Annotated in this window: 21 protein-coding genes; 6 read left to right on the top strand and 15 right to left on the bottom strand. The window is 71.4% G+C overall.

Features of this window, described 5'->3' with window-relative positions; translation table 11 throughout:
* The 3 genes from JAN01S_RS06155 to hrcA form a co-directional block, all read right to left on the bottom strand.
* Positions 1-751, bottom strand: a 751-nt coding sequence (locus tag JAN01S_RS06155; protein ID WP_157075631.1) for a hypothetical protein, incomplete at its 3' end; no start/stop codon positions are given.
* Positions 752-769: 18 nt separating this feature from the next.
* Complete coding sequence (gene dnaJ / locus JAN01S_RS06150; protein ID WP_068315256.1) at positions 770-1,891, bottom strand: molecular chaperone DnaJ; 1,122 nt, start codon at positions 1,889-1,891, stop codon at positions 770-772.
* A 55-nt stretch (positions 1,892-1,946) separates the two neighbouring features.
* Positions 1,947-2,981: a heat-inducible transcriptional repressor HrcA gene (gene hrcA, locus JAN01S_RS06145; protein ID WP_068315253.1), complete on the bottom strand. Its 1,035-nt coding sequence runs from the start codon at positions 2,979-2,981 to the stop codon at positions 1,947-1,949.
* 122 nt (positions 2,982-3,103) lie between these two features.
* Here hrcA and JAN01S_RS06140 point away from each other — a divergent pair, with 122 nt between their 5' ends.
* On the top strand, positions 3,104-3,982 hold the full coding sequence (locus tag JAN01S_RS06140) for a DUF3097 domain-containing protein (protein WP_068315250.1): 879 nt from the start codon (positions 3,104-3,106) through the stop codon (positions 3,980-3,982).
* Positions 3,983-4,222: 240 nt separating this feature from the next.
* Here the strand turns inward: JAN01S_RS06140 and fabG are convergent, their stop codons facing one another.
* The 6 genes from fabG to hemW form a co-directional block, all read right to left on the bottom strand.
* Positions 4,223-4,978, bottom strand: coding sequence for a 3-oxoacyl-ACP reductase FabG (gene fabG / locus JAN01S_RS06135; RefSeq protein WP_068315246.1), 756 nt, complete (start codon positions 4,976-4,978; stop codon positions 4,223-4,225).
* A gap of 55 nt (positions 4,979-5,033) precedes the next feature.
* A complete protein-coding gene (locus JAN01S_RS06130; protein WP_157075630.1) occupies positions 5,034-5,438 on the bottom strand; it encodes a hypothetical protein in 405 nt (134 codons plus the stop codon).
* A gap of 176 nt (positions 5,439-5,614) precedes the next feature.
* On the bottom strand, positions 5,615-6,748 hold the full coding sequence (locus JAN01S_RS06125) for a hypothetical protein (RefSeq protein ID WP_157075629.1): 1,134 nt from the start codon (positions 6,746-6,748) through the stop codon (positions 5,615-5,617).
* 47 nt (positions 6,749-6,795) lie between these two features.
* Entirely contained in the window at positions 6,796-7,440 is a 645-nt protein-coding gene (locus tag JAN01S_RS06120) for an ABC transporter ATP-binding protein (RefSeq protein ID WP_068315237.1), read from the bottom strand.
* A gap of 238 nt (positions 7,441-7,678) precedes the next feature.
* The gene (locus JAN01S_RS06115) at positions 7,679-8,329 is read right to left on the bottom strand and encodes a trimeric intracellular cation channel family protein (RefSeq protein ID WP_068315234.1); all 651 of its coding nucleotides are present in this window, start codon (positions 8,327-8,329) and stop codon (positions 7,679-7,681) included.
* Complete coding sequence (gene hemW / locus JAN01S_RS06110) at positions 8,322-9,524, bottom strand: radical SAM family heme chaperone HemW (protein WP_068315231.1); 1,203 nt, start codon at positions 9,522-9,524, stop codon at positions 8,322-8,324. The genes JAN01S_RS06115 and hemW overlap by 8 nt, the downstream gene beginning before the upstream one ends.
* Between hemW and JAN01S_RS06105 the strand changes: the two genes are divergently transcribed.
* Positions 9,523-10,296, top strand: a complete 774-nt coding sequence (locus tag JAN01S_RS06105; protein ID WP_068315274.1) for a tyrosine-protein phosphatase — start codon at positions 9,523-9,525, stop codon at positions 10,294-10,296. The two genes, hemW and JAN01S_RS06105, sit on opposite strands and share 2 nt — an antisense overlap.
* A gap of 3 nt (positions 10,297-10,299) precedes the next feature.
* Here the strand turns inward: JAN01S_RS06105 and JAN01S_RS06100 are convergent, their stop codons facing one another.
* Entirely contained in the window at positions 10,300-10,788 is a 489-nt protein-coding gene (locus JAN01S_RS06100) for a hotdog fold domain-containing protein (RefSeq protein ID WP_068315226.1), read from the bottom strand.
* 138 nt (positions 10,789-10,926) lie between these two features.
* Between JAN01S_RS06100 and JAN01S_RS06095 the strand changes: the two genes are divergently transcribed.
* From JAN01S_RS06095 to JAN01S_RS06085, 3 genes are read left to right on the top strand one after another with little or no spacing between them, the layout of a single operon-like run.
* Positions 10,927-11,964, top strand: coding sequence for a WXG100 family type VII secretion target (locus tag JAN01S_RS06095; RefSeq protein ID WP_157075627.1), 1,038 nt, complete (start codon positions 10,927-10,929; stop codon positions 11,962-11,964).
* A complete protein-coding gene (locus JAN01S_RS06090; protein WP_068315219.1) occupies positions 11,961-12,743 on the top strand; it encodes a hypothetical protein in 783 nt (260 codons plus the stop codon). The genes JAN01S_RS06095 and JAN01S_RS06090 overlap by 4 nt, the downstream gene beginning before the upstream one ends.
* The gene (locus tag JAN01S_RS06085; RefSeq protein WP_157075626.1) at positions 12,740-13,462 is read left to right on the top strand and encodes a hypothetical protein; all 723 of its coding nucleotides are present in this window, start codon (positions 12,740-12,742) and stop codon (positions 13,460-13,462) included. Before JAN01S_RS06090 ends, JAN01S_RS06085 begins: the two co-directional genes overlap by 4 nt.
* Here JAN01S_RS06085 and JAN01S_RS06080 read toward each other — a convergent pair.
* The 5 genes from JAN01S_RS06080 to JAN01S_RS06060 all read right to left on the bottom strand — a co-directional run bounded on the left by JAN01S_RS06080 (position 13,450) and on the right by JAN01S_RS06060 (position 19,613).
* Positions 13,450-13,848: a VOC family protein gene (locus JAN01S_RS06080; protein WP_068315211.1), complete on the bottom strand. Its 399-nt coding sequence runs from the start codon at positions 13,846-13,848 to the stop codon at positions 13,450-13,452. The genes JAN01S_RS06085 and JAN01S_RS06080 overlap by 13 nt on opposite strands.
* Before the next feature lie 5 nt (positions 13,849-13,853).
* On the bottom strand, positions 13,854-14,675 hold the full coding sequence (locus JAN01S_RS06075; RefSeq protein ID WP_068315207.1) for an AraC family transcriptional regulator: 822 nt from the start codon (positions 14,673-14,675) through the stop codon (positions 13,854-13,856).
* Positions 14,676-14,737: 62 nt separating this feature from the next.
* Complete coding sequence (gene lepA / locus JAN01S_RS06070; protein ID WP_068315204.1) at positions 14,738-16,594, bottom strand: translation elongation factor 4; 1,857 nt, start codon at positions 16,592-16,594, stop codon at positions 14,738-14,740.
* A 44-nt stretch (positions 16,595-16,638) separates the two neighbouring features.
* A complete protein-coding gene (locus JAN01S_RS06065) occupies positions 16,639-17,922 on the bottom strand; it encodes an alkaline phosphatase family protein (RefSeq protein ID WP_068315201.1) in 1,284 nt (427 codons plus the stop codon).
* A 20-nt stretch (positions 17,923-17,942) separates the two neighbouring features.
* Positions 17,943-19,613, bottom strand: a complete 1,671-nt coding sequence (locus JAN01S_RS06060) for an alkaline phosphatase D family protein (protein WP_068315197.1) — start codon at positions 19,611-19,613, stop codon at positions 17,943-17,945.
* Positions 19,614-19,720: 107 nt separating this feature from the next.
* Here JAN01S_RS06060 and JAN01S_RS06055 point away from each other — a divergent pair, with 107 nt between their 5' ends.
* Positions 19,721-20,161: a type II toxin-antitoxin system PemK/MazF family toxin gene (locus tag JAN01S_RS06055; protein ID WP_068315192.1), complete on the top strand. Its 441-nt coding sequence runs from the start codon at positions 19,721-19,723 to the stop codon at positions 20,159-20,161.
* The last annotated feature ends 8 nt before the right edge of the window (positions 20,162-20,169 follow it).

Below are 20,169 nucleotides of genomic sequence, written 5' to 3'. Positions count from 1 at the left end.
CCCGCCACAGCGGCGGGTCGTGCGGCGCCCGGCGCGAGAGGGCCTCGCGACCGGCCGGCACGTCGGTCCGGTGCCGCGCCAGGTGGTCGGCGAGCCCGTGCACGGGGTAGCCGTCGGCGACCATCGCCGCCTCGAGGTCACGGACGAAGGCGCCGACGTCGCGGGGGCCGAGCGCCCACCAGACGAAGGGGGTGTCCAGCCGCGGGGCCCGCGGCAACGGGTCGTACCTGCCCCCGAGGCCTCGCCAGTCGTCGACGGCGTCGGGCCCGTCGGTGCCGTTGAGCAGCAGGCACTCCCCGCCGGCCACCCGGCGGCGCCGGGCGAGCGTGACGACGGAGCGGGCAGCCCGGGCGGACGTCGCCCACACCATGCGGCCGGGGTCCATCGTCGCGAAGGGGACCGGGCGCGAGCCGACGACCAGGCCGTGGGCGCGCACCTCGATGCCCCGGCTGTCGTGGGTGGCCGCGAGACCCACCCCGACGAGCACTGCCACGGCCACCCCGATGGCCAGAGGGCACAGGACGGCGGCCACCGGCAGCGCGCCGAGCACCACGAGCACGGTCGCGGCCGCGACGGCCAGGACCACCACGACCCCGACGACCGCGAGCAGGGCCGCCACGGGACGCGAGGCGGCGGGCACGGTGTGCCGGGAGCGCACCGGCCCGAGCTGCTCAGGGGTGGTGCGCAGCGACGCGTCGAGCGCCGCCGACGCCTGCGGTGTGCCGTCGAGGCCGACGAAGCGGCGCAACATCGCGCGGCGTCCGGGCCGTCAGCGCTTGAAGGCGTGTCGCAGGCGCCCGACGAAGCCGGAGTCGACGTCGTCGAGCTCGCCGTCGGGCTGCTCCTCCTCGCGCAGCCGCGCGAGGTCACGCAGCAGCTGCTCCTGCTCCGCGTCCAGGCGGGTCGGCGTCCGCACGTCGACGTGGATGACGAGGTCACCGCGGCCCTCGCGCCGCAGGTGAGTGACGCCCAGGCCCTCGAGGACGATCGTGTCGCCCGGCTGGGTGCCGCGCTTGATCGTGATCTCCTGCTCGCCGTCGAGGGTGGCGAAGCTCATCGTCACGCCGAGCGCGGCCGCCGTCATCGGCACCGCGACGGAGGCGTGCAGGTCGTCGCCGCGACGGGTGAAGGTCTCGTGCTCGGCGACGCGCAGCTCGACGTAGAGGTCTCCGGCCGCCCCGCCACCGGGACCTACCTCCCCTTCGCCGGCGAGGTGGATCCGGGTGCCGCTGTCGACGCCCGCGGGGATGCGCACCTTCATCGTCCGGCGGCTGCGGACGCGGCCCTGGCCGGAGCACTCGTGGCACGGGTTGGGGATGACCTCGCCGAAGCCCTGGCAGGTCGGGCAGGGCCGGCTCGTCATGACCTGGCCGAGGAAGGAGCGCTGGACCTGCTGCACCTCGCCGCGACCGGCGCAGGTGTCACACGTGCGTCGCCCGGTGCCCGGCTGGGCTCCGTCGCCGGAGCACGCGGTGCACACGACGGCAGTGTCGATCGTCAGGTCCTCCTGGCCGCCGAAGACGGCGGTCGCCAGGTCGATCTCGAGGCCGACGAGGCCGTCCTGCCCGCGCGCGGAGCGCGAGCGGGGACCGCGACCGCCGCCACCGGCGGCCTGGCCGAAGAACTGCTCCATGATGTCGCTGAAGGTGAACCCGGCCCCGAAGCCCTCGTGGCTGCCGCCGTAGGGGTCCCCGCCCATGTCGTACTGGCGGCGCTTGCCCTCGTCGGAGAGCACGTCATAGGCCTGAGAGACCTTCTTGAACCGCTCCTCGGCCTCCGCGCCGGGGTTGACGTCCGGGTGCAGGGTGCGGGCGAGCTTGCGGTAGGCCCGCTTGATCTCCTCGGGCGTGGCGTCGCGGCTGACGCCGAGGTCCTCGTAGTAGTCGTTCACGCGTGGCGTCCTCGTGGGTCGTGGTTCGGTTGCTGGGGTGCGGGGCGGATGCCGGTCAGGCGTCCACGATCCGCGAGAGGTAGGCGGCGACGGCGCGGACCTGCGCCATCGTCGCGGGATAGTCCATACGGGTGGGGCCGAGCACGCCGACGGCCCCGACGTGCTCGTCGCCCGAGCCGTAGCCCGACGTGATGAGCGAGGTGCTCTGCAGCCCGGTGACGGGGTTCTCCGAGCCGATGCGCACGGAGACGCCCATCGCGTCGCCGTCCGCCTCGGCGCTCAGCAGCCGCAGGAGCACGACGTGCTGCTCGAGCGCGTCGAGCACGGGCTCGAGCGTCATCGGGAAGTCGCTGGAGCTGCGCGCGAGGTTGGCCGTGCCGGCGAGCGTCACCTTGGTGGCGCGCTCCTCGGCCAAGGCGTCCTCGAGCGCGGCGAGCACGCCCGCCGTGAGGGCGTCCTCGGTCTCGGAGTCCTCGTCGTGCAGGGTGCCGAGCGAGGTGAGGGCCTCGGCCAGACGCCGGTCGTGGGTCGCCGCGTTGATCCGGGCGCGGGCACTCGTGAGGGCTGCGGCCCCGTCGGCGCTCAGGTAGTCGACGCCGATCGGCACGATGCGCTGCTCCACGCGGCCGCTGCCCATGATGACGACGACCATGAGCCGCGTCTCGCTCATCGGCACCAGCTCGATGTGCTTGACGGTGCTGCGGGTCAGCGAGGGGTACTGCACGACCGCGACCTGGCGGGTCAGAGTCGACAGCAGCCGCACCGTGCGGTCGAGCACGACGTCGAGATCGTCCGCGCCCTCGAGGTAGTCGGTGATCGCGGCGCGCTCCCCCTTCGACATCGGCCGGATCGCGGCGAGCCGGTCGACGAAGAGGCGGTAGCCCGCGTCGGTCGGGATGCGGCCGGCGGAGGTGTGCGGCGCGACGATCAGGCCCTCGTCCTCGAGGGCGGCCATGTCGTTGCGCACGGTCGCGGCCGAGACGTTGAGCTGGTGGCGGTCGAGCAGCGCCTTGGAGCCGACGGGCTCCGAGGTCTGCACGTAGTCCTCGACGATGGCGCTCAGGACGGCCATGCGACGCTCCTGGCTCATGCTGACCTCCTTCGCTGGCACTCGCTCCACCTGAGTGCCAAGTCTACGACCGGCCGGGGCATTCCTCGAAGTCCGGCGTGCCGCTGCCGCCGCGGCGCCCCCCTTCGGCCTACGGTCCCTGCGTGAGCGATCGATACGGCAACGACGTCCTCTCCGGCGACTGGAAGTCCACGGGCCGGCTGGCCCGTCCCACCTCCCAGGCCCTCGAGGCGATCCGCGGCACGGTCGTCGAGGACGTCGAGACCGGCTGGGTCGGCGCCGTCGTCGCGGTGGAAAAGGCCGGCGGCGTCCACGTCGTCCACCTCGAGGACCGCCGCGGCAAGGTCAAGGCCTTCCCCCTCGGCCCCGGCTTCCACGTCGACGGGCGTCCCGTCACCCTCACCGCGCCGAAGGGGGCGCAGCGCGCGGCCCTCGCCGCGGCCCAGCAGGCGGCCTCCCGCACGGCCAGCGGGTCGGTGGCCGTCCACGACAAGAGCGCCAAGGTCGCGCGGGCCTCGCGGATCTTCGTCGAGGGCCGGCACGACGCCGAGCTCGTCGAAAAGGTCTGGGGCCACGACCTGCGCGTCGAGGGCGTCGTCGTCGAACCGCTCGACGGCGTCGACGACCTGTCAACCGCGATCCGCGACTTCGGGCCCGGCCGGGGGCGCCGGATGGGCGTGCTCGTCGACCACCTCGTGCCGGACAGCAAGGAGTCACGCATCGTCGCCAAGGCCAACCAGGTGGCCCCGGACCACGTGCTCGTGCTCGGTCACCCCTACGTCGACGTCTGGCAGTCCGTGCGGCCCCAGCGCCTCGGCATGGACGCGTGGCCGACGATCCCCCGCTCCATCGAGTGGAAGAAGGGGATCTGCCAGCACCTCGGCTGGCCCCACGACACCCAGGCCGACATCGCCCGCGCCTGGAAGCAGATCCTCGGCACCGTCCGCACCTACGCCGACCTCGAGCCCGCCCTCCTCGGCCGCGTCGAGGAGCTCATCGACTTCGTCACGGCACCGGAGTAGGCGCGTCCGTGCTGGCCGAGGGGATGCCGTCCCCGCCGGTCAGCCGAAGGGAGGTCGTCCCCGCCGGTCGGCCGAAGGAGACGTCGGCGCCCGCCGAAGTCCTTCGTCTCCCTGTGACGCAGGTTGTCGTGCCTGACTTCGGCTTTGTGTGCGCCGACATCCCCCTTCGACCTCCCTCTCGGTGCGTCCAGTCCGTCGGGCCGCTCGGGTGCGTCCAGTCCGACCTCCCTCTCGGGAGCGTCAGTCCTTGGGGCCGCCGGCGACGTAGATGACCTGGCCGGAGACGAAGCCGGCCTCCTCGGACAGCAGGAAGGAGGCGGTGGCGGCGATGTCCTCGGGCTGGCCGACGCGGCCGACCGGGGTCTCCTTGGCGGCGTGGGCGAGGAAGTCCTCGAAGGGCACCCCGATGCGCTCGGCCGTCGCGGCGGTCATGTCGGTCTGGATGAAGCCCGGGGCGATGGCGTTGGCGGTGACGCCGAACCTGCCGAGCTCGATGGCCAGGGTCTTGGTGAAGCCCTGCATGCCGGCCTTGGCCGCGGAGTAGTTCGTCTGGCCGCGGTTGCCCAGGGCGGAGGTCGAGGAGAGGTTGACGATGCGGCCGTACTTCTGCGCGGTCATGTGGGCCTGGGCGGCCTTGGTCATGAGGAAGGCGCCGCGCAGGTGGACGGCCATGACGGAGTCCCAGTCGTCGACGGACATCTTGAAGAGCATGTTGTCGCGGATGATGCCGGCGTTGTTGACGAGCAGCGTCGGGGCGCCGAGCTCCTCGGCGACGCGGGCGACGCCCGTCCCGACCTGCTCGGGGTCGGAGACGTCCACTCCGACGGCCAGGGCGGTGCCGCCCCCTTCGGTGATCTCGTCGACGACATCCTGGCAGGCGGACTCGTCGAGGTCGAGGACGGCGACGTGGTGGCCGTCGGTGGCGAGGCGCAGGGCGATGGCCCGGCCGATCCCGCGGGCGGCTCCGGTGACGATGGCGGTACGAGTCGTGGTCATGCGCACCATCGTGCGCCACGAGGTAAGCGCTCGCACACCTGGGTCCGTGGAGTGGTCACCGGTGACGCAGCTCGCCGGCGACGTGCACGAGGGCTCCCACGAGCAACAGGGCCAAGGCCACCGTCCACCCTCGCTCCGGCTCAGCCAGTGGCAGCGCCCACCACTCGACCTGTCCTTGGCGGTCACGTCCGGACAGAAGCGCTCCGAAGACCCACAGCCACGGCAGGGTGGACCAGACCCCCCTGGGCAGGCGCCTCGTGACCAGGACAAGGCCGACGAGTGCGGTGATGTTGCGCGCCAGCGCGACGTGCACCTCGCTCGCGTCCCCAGCTGGATGGAGCAGTCGGGTTGCGATCAGCACACACCCGGCGGCCCCGACGAGGACAACGACCCGTCCCGCGACCCACATCGGCTGTGGCCGTCGCGGGATGTCGTCGTGCCCCGGGAGGACGGCCCGCAAGCACACACCCGATGCACACGCGACGACGCACGCCCAGATGAGTGCCGCGTCCGGCTGCAGCGTCGCTTCGACAGGCAGGGGAAGCCGTATTGCACCCCAGAGGAGCCCGCCGACGAGGGACGCGAAGAACACCGCATGCTCAGCTGCCGTGGCTCGGACACTCAGCCACGTCAGCCTCACTGACCTCCGCACTCGACACCCGCGAGGGCGTTGCGGGCGAACGCCCGCTTGTCCGTCTCGGACAGGCCCGCGAACTCCGGCCAGCCCTCCGTGAACGACTCCTCCGTGGCCGTGACCGTGGCTGACAACCACGCCGCGACCGCGGCGAGTGCCTGGCCTTCACCACCCGCACAGGACGCGCCGACCAGGACCTGCGCCAGCTGGTCCATGGGCATGCTCACCGGCGCGTTGCGGGAGTCGAGGTACACCCTCGCCTCTCCCACGCCCGTCGGCTCCGCCGGTCGCGTGTCACCCGCGTTGATGACGATGCGGGTGACGGGCAGAGTCAGCCCGTGCTGCTTGGCTGCCTCCTGGAGTTCGGCAGCAGATCGCGCCGTGGCCTCCGCCCAACGCCTGTGGACAGCCTGTGCGCAGACGGCCACTGGCCCGTCCGTGCAGGCCTCACGTCCGCTCCGCGCCTGGCGGAACTCTTGTGACGGTACGAGGGGATTGGCCATCACGACGGCCAGCACCATGGCGGGGGCGACGAGTACACCCCCTCGCGACGCCCACATGGGCAGTCGCCCCACCCCGATGATCGCCGCCACCACGGTCACGGTCATGATGAGGAGCGGAGTGACCCACGAGGCAGTTGTGGGCGTCGTGCCCGCGAGCGAGGCGGAGTGCCCCAGAGGGTAGAGAGCCCACCGACCGGTGACGATCAGCAGGAGCACAAGCACACCGGCGAGCAGCGGGGCGGCGTACCTGTGCGCAAAGGCACCGACGAGGAAGCCAATGATGGCCATGAGGCACATCCACAGCACCTGCGGAAGGGTCACTGCGGCGTAGAGCGGTCGGTCGACGGCCCAGTCCTGTGTGTGGATCAGCGTGACGGCCGAGACAAGGAGAGGCGCCGCACCCGCCCAGATGACCAACGTCATCAGGCGGCGCAGACGAGCCACGCGTGGGCGTACGGCCAGCAGGGTCTCCAGGGTGCGCTCCTTCTGGACCCACGCCACCCCACAGGCAACCAGCATCGCCAGGAGGGGCAGGGCGAGGTACAGCAGGGAGCCAGAGATGTCGACAGTCGACGCGGCGTCTCGCCCCAGCGCGGGCGGTAGCCTGACCTGTCCGACGACGAGGACCAGCACCGCGCAACTGAAGACGACGGGGCCCACGGGATTCGCGCGCAGCCACCTCATCGCGAGGGCACCAGGGCAAGGAGGTCGTTGAGCGCCCCGAGTCTCTGACCCGGGTCGCCCAACTCGTCGCGCTGCACGTCATGGGTGATCTCGCCCTCGCTGAGGACGAGGAACCGCTCGGCCCACTCCGCCACGTCCTCGAGGATGTGCGTGGTGACGAGCACCAGCCGGTCCTTCGGGAGGTCCTGGAGGATCCCCCGCAACCTCTCGCGCTGGATCGGGTCCAGGCCGGCGGTTGGTTCGTCCATGAGGAGGATCTGGGGGTCATGGACGAAGGCCTGAGCGCAGGCGAGCCGTCGCTGCTGCCCGCCGCTGAGCCGGGAGGCCCGCACATGCCGTTCGTCGATGAGGTCCACGGCGGTCAGGACACGTGTGACCGCCTCGGAGCGATCGACATCCGGCAACCCTTTGAGGTCAGCCGCCATCCCGACACACTCCTGCACCGTGAGCAGCAGAGGAAAGTCCACGTCCTGGGGGACGAAGCCCGTCCGCTCTGGGGGAAGGTGGGCACAGGCGGCGTCGCCGACCATGAGGGTCCCTGAGTGGCGCAACAGCCCGAGCATCGAGCGCATGAGAGTCGTCTTGCCCGAGCCATTGACCCCGATGAGCGCCACTCGCTCGGTCGACAGTTCGATGTCCATGGGCGACAGGCGAAATGACCCGCGCCGCACCGAGAATCCCCTCAACTGAACTCGATCAACGCCTGTCACGGCCGCCCGCCACCGAGGGCGCGCAGAATCCCCAACTTCATGATCCTCCCCATTTCCGCACGACCACCATGGCGTGCTGCGGCAAACGGTATTCCCCCCCGTGCACGGACAATCCCCGTCAGACAATCATGACCAATCCCGGGAGAATCCCTGACCGTCAACTGACCATTCAGCGCCGGTGGACGCGACTGGGCTTCCACCGCGGCTCGGTCGGCAGCATCCACCCGCGCTTGCGGGCGAGCAGGCAGACCGCTCCGCCGACGAGCACGGCGCCGAGCGAGGCCAGCGGGCCGGTGGTCGCCAGGTGGAGCAGGACGAGCGCGCCTCCCCCGGCGAAGGCCGCCGTCGCGTAGAGCTCCGAGCGCTGCAGGATGACCGGGACGTTGCCGAGCATCATGTCGCGCACGACTCCGCCACCGCAGGCGGTGAGCACGCCGAGCAGGATCGCCGGGAGCCAGTGGATGTCGTGGAGCAGCGCCTTCTGCGTGCCGACGACCGCCCAGGTGCCCAAGGCGATCGCGTCGACCCACGGGAAGACCTGCCGCCACCGCCGCCCCTCGAGCGGGACGAGGTAGGCGATGACGGCTGCCGCGAGCGCGACGGTGAGGTAGCGCAGGTCGGTCAGGGCGACCGGCTGCACGTTGAGCAGCACGTCGCGGATGGCGCCGCCACCCAGGGCGGAGATGATCGCGAGCACGGTGAACCCGACCGGGTCGAGCTGGTAGCGCCGGGCGACCGCACCCCCGAGCAGACCGTTGGCCAGCACACCGAGCAGGTCGAAGAAGGCGATGAGGTCCGGGATCTGCGGGACGTCAGGCACGACCGCTCGCGATGAGTCGGTGCACGACGGTGTCGGCGAGCAGTCGCCCACGACGGGTCAGCACGACGCGGCCACCGATGGCCGCCCGTCCGTCGACGAGCCCGTCGGCGACGAGACCGGCGACCGCCTGGCGACCATCCGCCGTGAGCAGGTCCGTCGGCAGGCCCTCGCGCAGCCGGACCCCGAGCAGGATCGCCTCGTCGGAGCGCTGCTCTGGGGTCAGCTCCTCGCGCTCGGCCTCCGGGTGGCCGTCGGCCAGGCCCTTGGCCCAGGTCGCGGGGTGCTTGCGGTTCCACCACCGCGCGCCGTCGACGTGGCTGTGGGCGCCGGGGCCGATCCCCCACCAGTCGTGGCTGCGCCAGTAGGCCTCGTTGTGCCGGCAGCGGTCGGTGGGCGTGCGCGCCCAGTTGCTGATCTCGTACCACCCGTAGCCGGCGCCCGCGAGCAGCTCGTCGGCCAGCTCGTACTTGTCGGCCTCGTCGTCGCCCGTGGGCATCGGCAGCTCGCCGCGGCGCACGCGGGCGGCCATCTTGGTCCCGTCCTCGACGGTCAGGGCGTAGGCCGACAGGTGGTCGGGCTCGAGCGCGAGCGCGGTCTCGAGGGAGGTGCGCCACTGCTCGAGGCTCTCCCCCGGCGTGCCGTAGATGAGGTCGAGGCTCACGGCGAGCCCGGCGGCACGGGCGGCGGCCAGCGCGCGGGCGACGTTGGCCGGGTCATGGGTGCGGTCGAGCGTCGCGAGCACCTGTGGCACCGCCGACTGCATGCCGATGCTCACCCGGGTGAAGCCCCCGTCGGCCAGGACGCGCAGCGACTCCTCGGTGACGCTGTCGGGGTTGGCCTCCGTCGTCACCTCGACGTCGTCGGCCAGCCCCCACCGATCGCGCACGGCCGCGAGGAAGCGCACGAGGTCCTCCGGCGGCAGCAGGGTCGGCGTGCCGCCGCCGACGAAGACCGTCGAGACCGGCGGAGCGTCCGGGAGCGTGGCGTGTGCGAGGTCGAGCTCACCGATCGCCGCGTCGACGAAGGTCGCGACGCTCGCCCCCTTCGCCCCGCCGACCGGGCCCAGCTCGGTCGCGGTGTAGGTGTTGAAGTCGCAGTACCCGCACCGCACCGTGCAGAAGGGCACGTGCAGGTAGATGCCGAAGGGGGGACGCACCGCGCCATCCTCCCACCCGGTGGCTAGCGTGGGTCCCATGACCCGGTGGATCGAGCTCGATGGCGTCGTCAACATGCGTGACCTCGGCGGCCTGCCGACCCGTGACGGTCGCGGCACCCGCGAGGGCCGGCTGATCCGCAGCGACAACCTGCAGGACCTGAGCGAAGGGGATGTCCGTCACCTCATCGAGGAGCTCGGGGTCACCGACGTCGTCGACCTGCGCAGCAATGTCGAGTACGAGATCACCGGCCAGGGGCCGCTGCGCTCCACTCCCCTGACGCACCACCACTTCAGCCTGCTGAGCGAGGACGCCGACCCGTCCGCGACGGTCGCCGACGCACTCGCCGTGAGCTTCGGACGCGACGACCCCGTGACGCGCGACGCCGCCTTCTGGGGGCGCCACTACACGGGGTACCTGACGAAGCGGCCCGACTCCGTGGCCGCGGCCCTGGCCGCCGTGCGCGACAGCACGGGCGGCGCGGTCGTGCACTGCGCGGCCGGCAAGGACCGCACGGGCACGGTCGTCGGGATGGCCCTGGCGGTCGCCGGGGTCCCCGAGGAGGAGATCGTCGCCGACTACGTGCGCACCGCCGAGCGGATCCAGCAGATCATCGAGCGGCTCGTCGAGGTCGAGCCCTACAGCCGGAGCCTGCCCACGCACTCGCTCGACGAGCAGACGCCGCGCGCCGAGGCGATGGAGGCCGTGCTCGCCCACCTCGATGAGGGGTACGGCGGCACCACGGGGTGGCTGACCGCTGCTGGATGGACCGAGGCGGACGTCGAGGCGCTGCGGGTGAGGCTGACCTCGTGAGGCTCAGGCCTTCTTCGCGGACTTCTGCGGCTTCTCGGTGACGTAGACCGGGATGACGCCCTCGACGACGACCACGCCGTCGGTGCGCACGGCCTTGACCCGGATGTCGACGTCGTACGGCGCCGCGCCCGCCCACTGCTCGGGGTCGGTCTCGGCGACGCAGAGCAGGTCGGTCGTCGACTTCGCCAGGTAGCTCACCTGCAAGCCGCGCGGCAGCCAGCGCTGGTCGGCGGGGCAGGTCGCCTCGGCGAGCAGACCCATCGCGGCCTCGAGCCCGTTGCACACCGCGATGGCGTGCAGCGTGCCAATGTGGTTGTGCACCGCCTTGCGGTTGGCGATCGACAGCTCCGCGTGGTTGGCGCGCACCTCACGGACCTTGGGCCGCACGGTCGCGAAGTACGGCGCCTTCTTCGCGTAGAGCAGGGAGAAGATCTCCTTGCCCCGCGGCAGGCGGGAGATGCGCTGGTACAGGGTGAAGGTCTGCTGGGCCACGGAGCCACCCTAGGTACCGCGCCCGACGGGCGGTAGACGACGCAGCCGTCGCGTGCGTCACGTCGGGGAGTCCTCCCCCTCGCGCCGACCCGACGTGGGTGCCAGCCTGTCTCCAGCACGCAACGAAGGGGACAGCAGATGACCGTTGACCAAGGGATGGACTCGGCGCGGGTCCGAGACATCGCCGCACGCCTCATGGGGGCGGGACGCGACACCCATGACATCGCCCGCACCGGCACGGCACAGCTGTCGGTGCTCGTCGACGCGTGGACCGGATCGGATGCCGAGCAGTTCGGCCACGACTGGCAGACGGCCGAGGTCCAGCTACGGCACGCGGGCGACCGGCTCGACGAGTTCTCTCGCCTGCTGGTCCAGCAGGCCGACGAGCAGGACGGCGCCTCCGAAGGAACCGGCGCCGGCGGTCCGGGCCAGCCCGGTGCGCCCGGCTCACCCGGCAACCCGGGCGGACCGCCCGGACAGGCCAACCTGCCGAGCAGTCCCCTCGATGTCCTGAAGTCGCTCTTCAGCGTCGGCAAGTTCGGCTTCGACCTCTTCTCCAAAGGAGGCGTGCTCGCGGCCGCCCTGCGGTACCCCGGTCTGCTGAGGGCCATGAGCTCGGCCGACGACCTCGCCAGCTGGATGAAGAACAGCTGGGCCTTCAACCGCGCCGCGCACACCCTCTTCAAGGGCGCCCTGCCGGGCGCCGAGATCATGCGCCGGCTCGGCGTCCCCGCCAGCTACCTGGACGAGGTCGGGCGGTCGAGCTTCATGGGCAACCTCATGTCCAAGCTCCCGTTCGCCAAGGGGGCGTCGGCAGCCGGAGCGCTCGGCAAGTTCTTCGGGCCGCTCGGCGTCCTGAGCGGTGGGTGGGACATTTACTCGGGCCTCAAGGACGGCGACTACCTGCGAGCCGCCGGCGGCGCCTTCGGTCTGACGAGCGGGGCACTGACGACCGCGGTCGCCTTCGGTGCCATCGCCGGAGGCCCCATCACGCTCGGCATCGCTGCCGGCGCCGGCCTCATCGCCGGCGGCATCGCCATCTACCAGAACTGGGACTCGATCAGCGCGGGGATCAGCACCGGATTCAACGCCGTCAAGGACTTCGGCGGGGACGTCGTCGACTCGGTGGGTAGTGTCCTGTCCGACCCCATCGGTGCCATCGGAGGCCTGTTTTGAGCACGTTCACCACGCCCGGGATTGTCGGATCCGACGAAGCGGCCGCTGCCGCAGAGCGTGTCCTGACTGCCTTCGAGCAGCAGGAGGGCCACGCGCAGCTGGTCGGCATGACCGACGAGGAGTTGGTCGCCTACGTCGGCGACCCGCAGCAGTGCCAGCCCTTCGGTGAGTGGTACCCCACCCTCACCGACGAGCAGAAGCAATTCGCCCAAACCGTGGCCCTGCGCGTGCTCACCACCCGCGACCAGTTCGCCCTCGTGGGCACCGAGGCCGAGGCCGGGTACGTCCTGCCGGACACGACGTCGGCGGTCCTGCACCTGCGCCGGACCGAACCCGCCCTCACCGCCCACCGGCAGACGAGCGACGGACCGGCGTGGTGGCTGCTGCGCCACGTGCGCGACGGCAGCTGGCTGCGTGAGCTGACGACGCCCCAGGGCTACCGGACCTTCGCCCTGTGCCGTCTCGACGATTCCCTCCGTGACGAGTTCCACACCTGGATGCACGTCCCGCAGGATGCCGTGGCCGCCGACGTCGACACCACGGTGGACGCTGCGGCCCTGTCCAGCGGTCAGGGACTGGACTTCCTCGAGGGCAACACGAGTGTGACGACGGTGGCCGAGGCCGCCCCCGGCGACGCATCGGACGGCCGGGTGCGGGTCGTGCATGTCCTCGACGGGGCCACGTTCACGGGTGTCCCCGCTCAGGACTCCATCACCTACGCGGGGACGGGCCGGGCCGAGCTCCTGGCCGCATGGGACGCCTGGGCGGGCCGTTGGTGAGCCGCGCACTCTTCCGTCACGACGGGTCACCCGCCGCGCAGGCCCATCTCGAGGCGTTGACGCGGCTCACCCGCGCCGACATGGGCGCGGAACGCGCCGTCTTCCGTGCGCTGCCCGGTTGGGGGCTGCTGCTGTGGATCCTCGTGCCCACACTGCTCATCGCCGTGGCCGCGCTGGCCATCGCGCCCTCGCCCATCGGCGCCGTCGTGATCCTGGCCGTCGGGACCCTCGTGGCCCTGGCCTTCGTCGTGGGTGGATGGTTCGACCGGATCCGGGTCTGCGACCAGGGACTCGTCCTCGGGCTCCGGGCAACGGTCGTCGTGCCCTGGGAGAGCGTGGACCCGGGCCGGGTCTACCTCACCCGCGGCGCCTTCGTCGCGCGCCACGTCGCTGCGGCAGTCGGCGCCACCCGAGGCTCGAGCGGTCGCATGGTCGTCCTCAACGGCACCCAGCGCGGCCTCTTCATGCTCAACGCTGCGGGCGCCCACGACGGCGGCCCCTCCCCCTTCGGCTGGTACCTCCTCGGGGGCCACCACCCCAGCCGCCTGCTCGCCGCCATCGAGGCCGCCATGGTCGCGGCCGGGTTCACCGAGGCACACGGCCTGGCGCCGAGCACCGAGCAACTACGTCGGATCCGGACGACCTACCGCGTGGACGGCCCGCTCGTCACCGAGCGCGGGGCGCTCGACCCGCCCCTCGGCGTCGATCACCCCGCGTAGGTCCCGAAGCTCCAGGAGTTGCCCTCACCGTCGAGAATGCTGAAGCCGCGCGAGCCGTAGTCGGTGTCCTCGAGCGGTCGGGTGACGGTGGCCCCCAGGGCCTGGGCCCGCGCGTGCACCTCGTCGGGCCGGTCGGTGACGACGTAGACCATCGCTCCCCCGACGGCGGTCGTGAAGTGCGGGTCGTCGGTACGGCCGCTGCTGATCATCACCCGGCCACCCTCCGGCCAGAGCATCTCACTGTGGTGCACGAGGTCCCCGTCCTCGACGAGGACCCCCTCGGTGAAGCCGAGCTCGACGAGCCATGCGCGCAACGCGCGCGGGTCGGTGGCCGTCATGCCGGTCCAGATGTTGTGGTCGGTCGTGGTGGTCTGCGTCGTGTCCATGACCCTCACCCTGCCGACGAAGGGGGTGGCCCGTCTTGGACGAATGCGATCCCGTCCTCGCGCAGCCACCGGGTCGGAGAGGTCCCGGCGAACTCGATCCAGTCCCGGTTGAGATGGCTCTGGTCCGCGTAGCCGGCCCACCCCGCGGCGTCGACGAGCCGGCAACCACCCGCGATGAGCCGCTGGCTCTCCTGGAAGCGCAGGACGCGCGCGGTCGTCTTGGGCGCGTGGCCGTACTCGCGACGGAACTGCGCGGTGAGGTGGCGCGGCGACCAGCCGACCTCACGAGCGAGGTCCCGGACGGGCGCACGCCCCTTGCTGCCCACGAGGACCTGCCAGGCATGGGCGACCTCGGGTCGAGGGCTCCATCTCGGCTCGACCCGGCCGAAGAGGGTCCGGGTCACCAGGTCGAAGCGCTGGCCCCAGTCGAGCGTCTGCGACAGCTGCTCGTGCAGGCGCCGCGCGTCCGGCCCGATGAGGGCGCCGAGGTCCACGGAGGAGCCACTCAGCTCGCCAGCGGGTCCGCCGAAGAGCAGGGACGCACCCGCAGGCGTCAGGTCGAGCTGGACCCCGTGCTGGTGCCCGTCGTGGCGGATGTGGGCCGGCGCGGCGTGCAGCCCGGCCACGACCGCGTCGAAGTGGCCGTGCCGCCCATCGGCGCCGACAAGATCGAGCGGGTCGTCGAGGGCCAGCACGAGCGTCACGGTGCCCGAGGGCATCCCGACGTGCACCCCGGGCGGTGCGCCGGAGATGCGGTAGCCCGACATCGAGTGCACCCACGGCCGCAGAGCAGCCGGGATGCGCGCCTCGACGTGGGTGGACTCCACACGTCGAGGCTACGCCCGGCTTCGAGGCTCGGCCGCTGGCGGCCTCGCACCTCAGCCAGCGGCTACTTCTTGGCCTTGTCCACGGCGTTGTCGTCGGAGGAGAGGGCGGCGATGAAGGCCTCCTGCGGCACCTCGACGGTGCCGATGTTCTTCATCCGCTTCTTGCCCTCCTTCTGCTTCTCGAGCAGCTTGCGCTTGCGGGAGATGTCACCGCCGTAGCACTTCGCGAGCACGTCCTTGCGGATCGCCCGGATGTTTTCCCGGGCGATGATCCGCGCGCCGATGGCGGCCTGGATCGGCACCTCGAACTGCTGCCTCGGGATGAGCTCCTTGAGCTTGCCGGCCATCATCGTGCCGTAGGCGTAGGCCTTGTCCTTGTGGACGACGGCGCTGAAGGCGTCGACCGTCTCACCCTGCAGCAGGATGTCGACCTTGACCAGGTCGGCGGTCTGGTCGCCCGACTCCTTGTAGTCGAGCGAGGCGTACCCGCGGGTGCGCGACTTCAGCTGGTCGAAGAAGTCGAAGACGATCTCGGCGAGCGGCAGGGTGTAGCGCATCTCGACGCGCTCCTCGGACAGGTAGTCCATGCCGCCGAGCTGGCCGCGCTTGGACTGGCACAGCTCCATGATCGCGCCGATGAACTCGCTGGGCGCGAGGATCGTCGCCTCGACGACCGGCTCGCGCACCTCCGCGACCTTGCCGTAGGGGAACTCGCTCGGGTTGGTCACCGTGACGAGCGACCCGTCGTCCATCGTCACCTCGTAGACGACATTGGGCTGGGTCGAGATCAGGTCGAGGTCGAACTCGCGCTCCAGTCGCTCGCGCACGATCTCGAGGTGGAGCAGCCCGAGGAAGCCGCAGCGGAACCCGAAGCCCAGGGCCGCCGAGGTCTCCGGCTCGTACACCAGGGCCGCGTCGTTGAGCTTGAGCTTGTCGAGGGCGTCGCGCAGCGTCGGGTAGTCGCTGCCGTCGATCGGGTACAGGCCGGAGAAGACCATCGGGTTGGGGTCCTTGTACCCGCCGATCGGCTGCGCCGCCGGCATCGCGGCATTGGTGACGGTGTCACCGACCTTGGACTGGCGCACGTCCTTGACACCGGTGATGAGGTAGCCGACCTCGCCGACGCCCAGGCCCTTGCTCGGGAGCATCTCCGGCGAGATGACGCCGATCTCGAGCAGCTCGTGCGTCGCCTTGGTCGACATCATCGCGATCTTTTCGCGGGGGTTGAGGTTGCCGTCGACGACGCGCACGTAGGTGACGACGCCGCGGTAGTTGTCGTAGACGGAGTCGAAGATCATCGCGCGGGCGGGCGCCTGCGCGTCGCCCTCGGGGGCCGGCAGCTTGGCGACGATCTCGTCGAGGAGGGCCTCGACCCCTTCGCCCGTCTTGCCGCTGACCTTGAGCACGTCCTCGGGCTCGCACCCGATGAGCCCGGCGATCTCCTGGGCGTACTTCTCCGGCTGGGCCGCCGGCAGGTCGATCTTGTTGAGCACCGGGATGATCGTCAGGTCGTTCTCCATCGCCAGGTAGAGGTTGGCGAGGGTCTGCGCCTCGATGCCCTGCGCGGCGTCGACGAGCAGGACGGCCCCCTCGCACGCGGCGAGCGAGCGCGAGACCTCGTAGGTGAAGTCGACGTGCCCCGGGGTGTCGATCATGTTGAGGCAGAAGGTCTCCCCCTCCTGCTCCCACGGCATCCGCACGGCCTGCGACTTGATCGTGATGCCGCGCTCGCGCTCGATGTCCATGCGGTCGAGGTACTGCGCGCGCATCTGGCGCGCCTCGACGACGCCGGTGATCTGGAGCATCCGGTCGGCGAGCGTGGACTTGCCGTGGTCGATGTGCGCGATGATGCAGAAGTTGCGGATCTGCGCCGGCGGGGTCGCGTTCGGCGGGAGGGCCTCACGGGCCTGGGGTGACACGGTGGGCGGACCTCGGGTTCGTCGGGACAGGAGACCCCATCCTCTCAGACCAGACGCGATGCCCCGTCGTACCGCGTGCCCGAGGTCGGCAGACCGAAGATCTGCGCGATCGTCGGAGCGACGTCCATCGTGTGCGCGACCGCCGTGCGCGTCCCCTGCCGCACCACCGGGGAGCCCCCGGCGATGAAGAACGGGATGGGCTCGGTGGTGGGGTGCCCATGGTTGCCCGGGATGGGGTTGTCGAAGACCGTCGGGTCGGAGAATCGCCACCCCTGCTTGCAGTAGGCGATGAGGTCGCCGGCGTTGGGGCTCAGGCGCAGGTCCTGCGGCGTGTGCACCGACAGCACCCCGTGCTGGCGCAGGACGATCTCGCGCAGACGCTTCAGGCCCTCGGCCCGCTCCGACTCCGGTCCGGTCCAGTACAGGCAGTCGGCCCCGCCGTTCTGCGCGATCTCGACGTTGTCGCGCAGGCGCGCGTCGAACCAGATGGGCGCGCCGAGCGAGATCACCCGGTGGGAGAAGGACCAGTCCATCGAGTGGTCGGCCAGCACGATGACGACGGAGTCCTCCCACCGGTCGGTCGCGCGCAGGAAGGAGACGAAGTTCCCGATGAGTCGGTCGGTGTTGCTCAGCGCCGCGTACCGCAGCGCGGGCAGGGTGATCCTGCCACCGGGGTCGGCGTGCCCGACACGGTCGATGTCACCGAAGTTCGCGAACACGAGGTGGGGGTCGGCCGCCTCGACCATGCGCACGAGGGCGTCGTAGGTGTACCCGTCCGGGGCGTGGTCGGTGATCGGCAGGAGCGGCTTCGGCTCCCACCGGTAGGTCGCCTTCTCCCCGAAGATGCCGTAGAGGTACTCCTTGGACAGCACCGTGCCGCTCGTCAGGCCCCGTGCCTCGAGCTGCTCGAAGACCGTCGGCGCCTTGATGTCGCTCTCCCGGTCCATGTCCCGGACCTCGCCGAGCTCCCGGTCGTAGATCTTGTTGGCTGGCACGCCGCTGCGGTCCGGCCGCACGCCGGTCATCATCATCACGTGGTTGGGGATGGTCTCCATGATCGGCAGCGACCGGGCGTTGGGGTACCAGGTGCCCGACGAGCGCAGGGAGTGCAGGTTCGGGGTGCGCGACGGGGTGATCTCGTCGGGCCGCAAACCGTCGGTGACGAGGACGTAGACCCGGCGGCGGTCGCGCGCCGTCGCTGCCTGCGCCCACGGGGCTCCGGCCAGCGCGGAGATCGCGACAGCGGCCCCGCCGGCGCCGGCGAAGCGCATGACATCACGACGCGAGGGGGTCTTGATGGTGGTGGTGGCGTGGGTGTGGTCGGTCATCGAAGTGGTCTCTCTCGGGGTCAGTTCGCGGGGTACCAGGCGCGGCGGACGCGGTTGTGCCCGGGCAGGGTGTGGAACCCGATCTGCCAGCGGGCGCTGGAGTCGCGTTGGGTGCGGTCGGCGAGGACGTACCAGTCCATCTGGGCGCGACCGGGGGTCAGGGTGAGCACCGAGTAGCCATGGCGGTCGAAGTCGAGGTGCTTGACGTGCAGGTTGGCCGTGCGGATCGCGCCCTCGACGGCGAGCGAGAGCGTGCGCGGCTCGACCTTGAGGATGTCGTCGAGGTTGTTGGAGGTCACCGAGGTCCCGACGAACTCGACCGCGACCGACCGGCTGAGCGGGTAGGTGCCGACGTTCTTGGGGATGTCGCACGCCCACGCGGAGTGGATGTCACCGGTGACGAAGACGGCGTTGTCGATCGCCTGGTCGGCGAGGTGGTCGATGAGCTCGCGCCGGTCGGCGGTGTACCCGTCCCACTGGTCGACGTTGTACGGGATGCCCTCGGGCGGCAGCAGCCCACCCATCTCGCGCAGGGCCTCGCCCACCTCCACGTCGACGGCGCCGAAAGTCACCGGCGAGATCATCACGGGGTTGCCGACGAGCTTCCACGTCGCGGTCGACTCGCTGAGCGAGGACTTCAGCCACTCCATCTGGGCGTCGCCGGTGATCGACCGGTCGGCGTCGCCGACCGCACCGAGGCGCGCTGCGGAGGCCTGCTCGTCGCGGTAGCTGCGCAGGTCGAGCATCCGCAGGTCGGCAAGCGTGCCGAAGGTCAGCTCCCGGTAGATCTGGGTCCCGTCGCCCAGCGCGGACGTGCCGGACAGCCGGATCGGCATCCACTCGTCGTAGGCGCGGCGGGCCACGGCGGCCCGGTCGCGCCAGCGCCCCTCGGTGAGCGGGTCGTGGTTCTCGGCGCCGCCGACCCAGGCGTCGTTGGCGCTCTCGTGGTCGTCCCACGTCGTGATCCACGGCGCGGCCGCGTGCAGGCCCTGCAGGTCCGGGTCGGTCTTGTAGTGGCCGTGCCGGATCCGGTAGTCGGCGAGCGTGACGATCTCGTGGGCCGGCTCGCTGACCCGCACCGCGCCGTCCTGCGCCCCGTACTCACCCGTCGGGTACTCGTAGAGGTAGTCACCCATGTGGAGCACCGCGTCGAGCCCGTCGTGCTCGGCGAGGTGGCGGTAGGCCGCGAAGTACCCGGCCTCCCAGTTGGAGCACGAGACGATGCCGAACCGCAGCCGCTCCGGCGTCGCCGTCGCGGCGGGTGCCGTCGTGGTCCACCCGGTCGGCGAGACGTCCGCTCCGCTGCTGAAGCGGTAGGCGTACCGCGTGCCCGGCTCCAGACCGGTCGCGTCGATCTTGACCGTGTGGTCGCGCTCGGTGCCGGTGCGCACGTGCCCGCGCCGCACGACGCGCGTGAAGGTCTCGTCGGTCGCGACCTCCCAGGTGACCCGGACCCGCTCCCCCCGCCCGGAGCCGGGCGTCGCGTCGGCGCTCGGCGTGATGCGGGTCCAGAGCACGACGGCGGTCGGCAGCGGGTCGCCCGAGGCGACCCCGTGGAGGAACCCGGTCGTCGATGCGGCCCGTGCCTCGGTCGTGGCGAAGGGGGTGAGCGTCACCGTCGCGACGGCGGCGGTCGCTGCGGCGCCGCGGACGACGTCACGGCGGGCAGGGTGGAGGGGCGTGGCGGTCATGGCGGCCACCCTCGCCCGGCTGCGTGTCGCTCAGATGACCGATGGGCAACATCAGGCGCCGTGATCGCGTGACCCTTTTCACCGGCCCCCGGGTAGCGTGATCGGCCATGAGCGAGTACCCCGGCGACTTCACCGGAACGCCCGACCTGCAGTACGCCCCGACCCCCGACGACCCGACGCCCTCACCGGGTGAGGTCGTGTGGGCCTGGGTCCCCTACGAGGAGGACCACACGCAGGGCAAGGACCGCCCGGTCCTGCTCGTCGGGCGCGACGGTGACTGGCTGCTCGGCCTGCAGCTGACCAGCCACGACCACGACCTCGATTCCGAGCAGGAGGCCGCCGCCGGCCGCCGGTGGATCGACATCGGCTCGGGCGCCTGGGACGGTCGCGATCGCCGGAGCGAGGCTCGGGTCAACCGCATCCTGCGCGTGGACCCGGAAGCCGTGCGACGTGACGGGGCCGTCCTCGACGAGCAGGTCTTCGCCGCGGTGATGGAGGCGGTGCGCGCCGCGGCCGAGGGACGCGCCTACGACGACGATCCCCTGTGAGGGGACGA

The sequence above is a fragment of the Janibacter anophelis NBRC 107843 genome (genome assembly GCF_001570945.1).
Taxonomy (GTDB): domain Bacteria; phylum Actinomycetota; class Actinomycetes; order Actinomycetales; family Dermatophilaceae; genus Janibacter; species Janibacter anophelis.
The sequence above is the reverse complement of the archived record's forward strand: the minus strand, read 5'-3'. Positions and strand labels throughout refer to the sequence as shown.

What these genes read in the sequence shown, in the direction of transcription:
- JAN01S_RS06120 (WP_068315237.1), bottom strand. Translation starts at nt 7,440, where the DNA reads ATGGACATCGAACTGTCGACCGAGCGAGTGGCGCTCATCGGGGTCAAT.
- JAN01S_RS06055 (WP_068315192.1), top strand. Translation starts at nt 19,721, where the DNA reads ATGAGCGAGTACCCCGGCGACTTCACCGGAACGCCCGACCTGCAGTAC.
- JAN01S_RS06080 (WP_068315211.1), bottom strand. Translation starts at nt 13,848, where the DNA reads ATGGACACGACGCAGACCACCACGACCGACCACAACATCTGGACCGGC.
- hrcA (WP_068315253.1), bottom strand. Translation starts at nt 2,981, where the DNA reads ATGAGCCAGGAGCGTCGCATGGCCGTCCTGAGCGCCATCGTCGAGGAC.
- hemW (WP_068315231.1), bottom strand. Translation starts at nt 9,524, where the DNA reads ATGGGACCCACGCTAGCCACCGGGTGGGAGGATGGCGCGGTGCGTCCC.
- JAN01S_RS06060 (WP_068315197.1), bottom strand. Translation starts at nt 19,613, where the DNA reads ATGACCGCCACGCCCCTCCACCCTGCCCGCCGTGACGTCGTCCGCGGC.
- JAN01S_RS06095 (WP_157075627.1), top strand. Translation starts at nt 10,927, where the DNA reads ATGACCGTTGACCAAGGGATGGACTCGGCGCGGGTCCGAGACATCGCC.
- JAN01S_RS06105 (WP_068315274.1), top strand. Translation starts at nt 9,523, where the DNA reads ATGACCCGGTGGATCGAGCTCGATGGCGTCGTCAACATGCGTGACCTC.
- JAN01S_RS06065 (WP_068315201.1), bottom strand. Translation starts at nt 17,922, where the DNA reads ATGACCGACCACACCCACGCCACCACCACCATCAAGACCCCCTCGCGT.
- fabG (WP_068315246.1), bottom strand. Translation starts at nt 4,978, where the DNA reads ATGACCACGACTCGTACCGCCATCGTCACCGGAGCCGCCCGCGGGATC.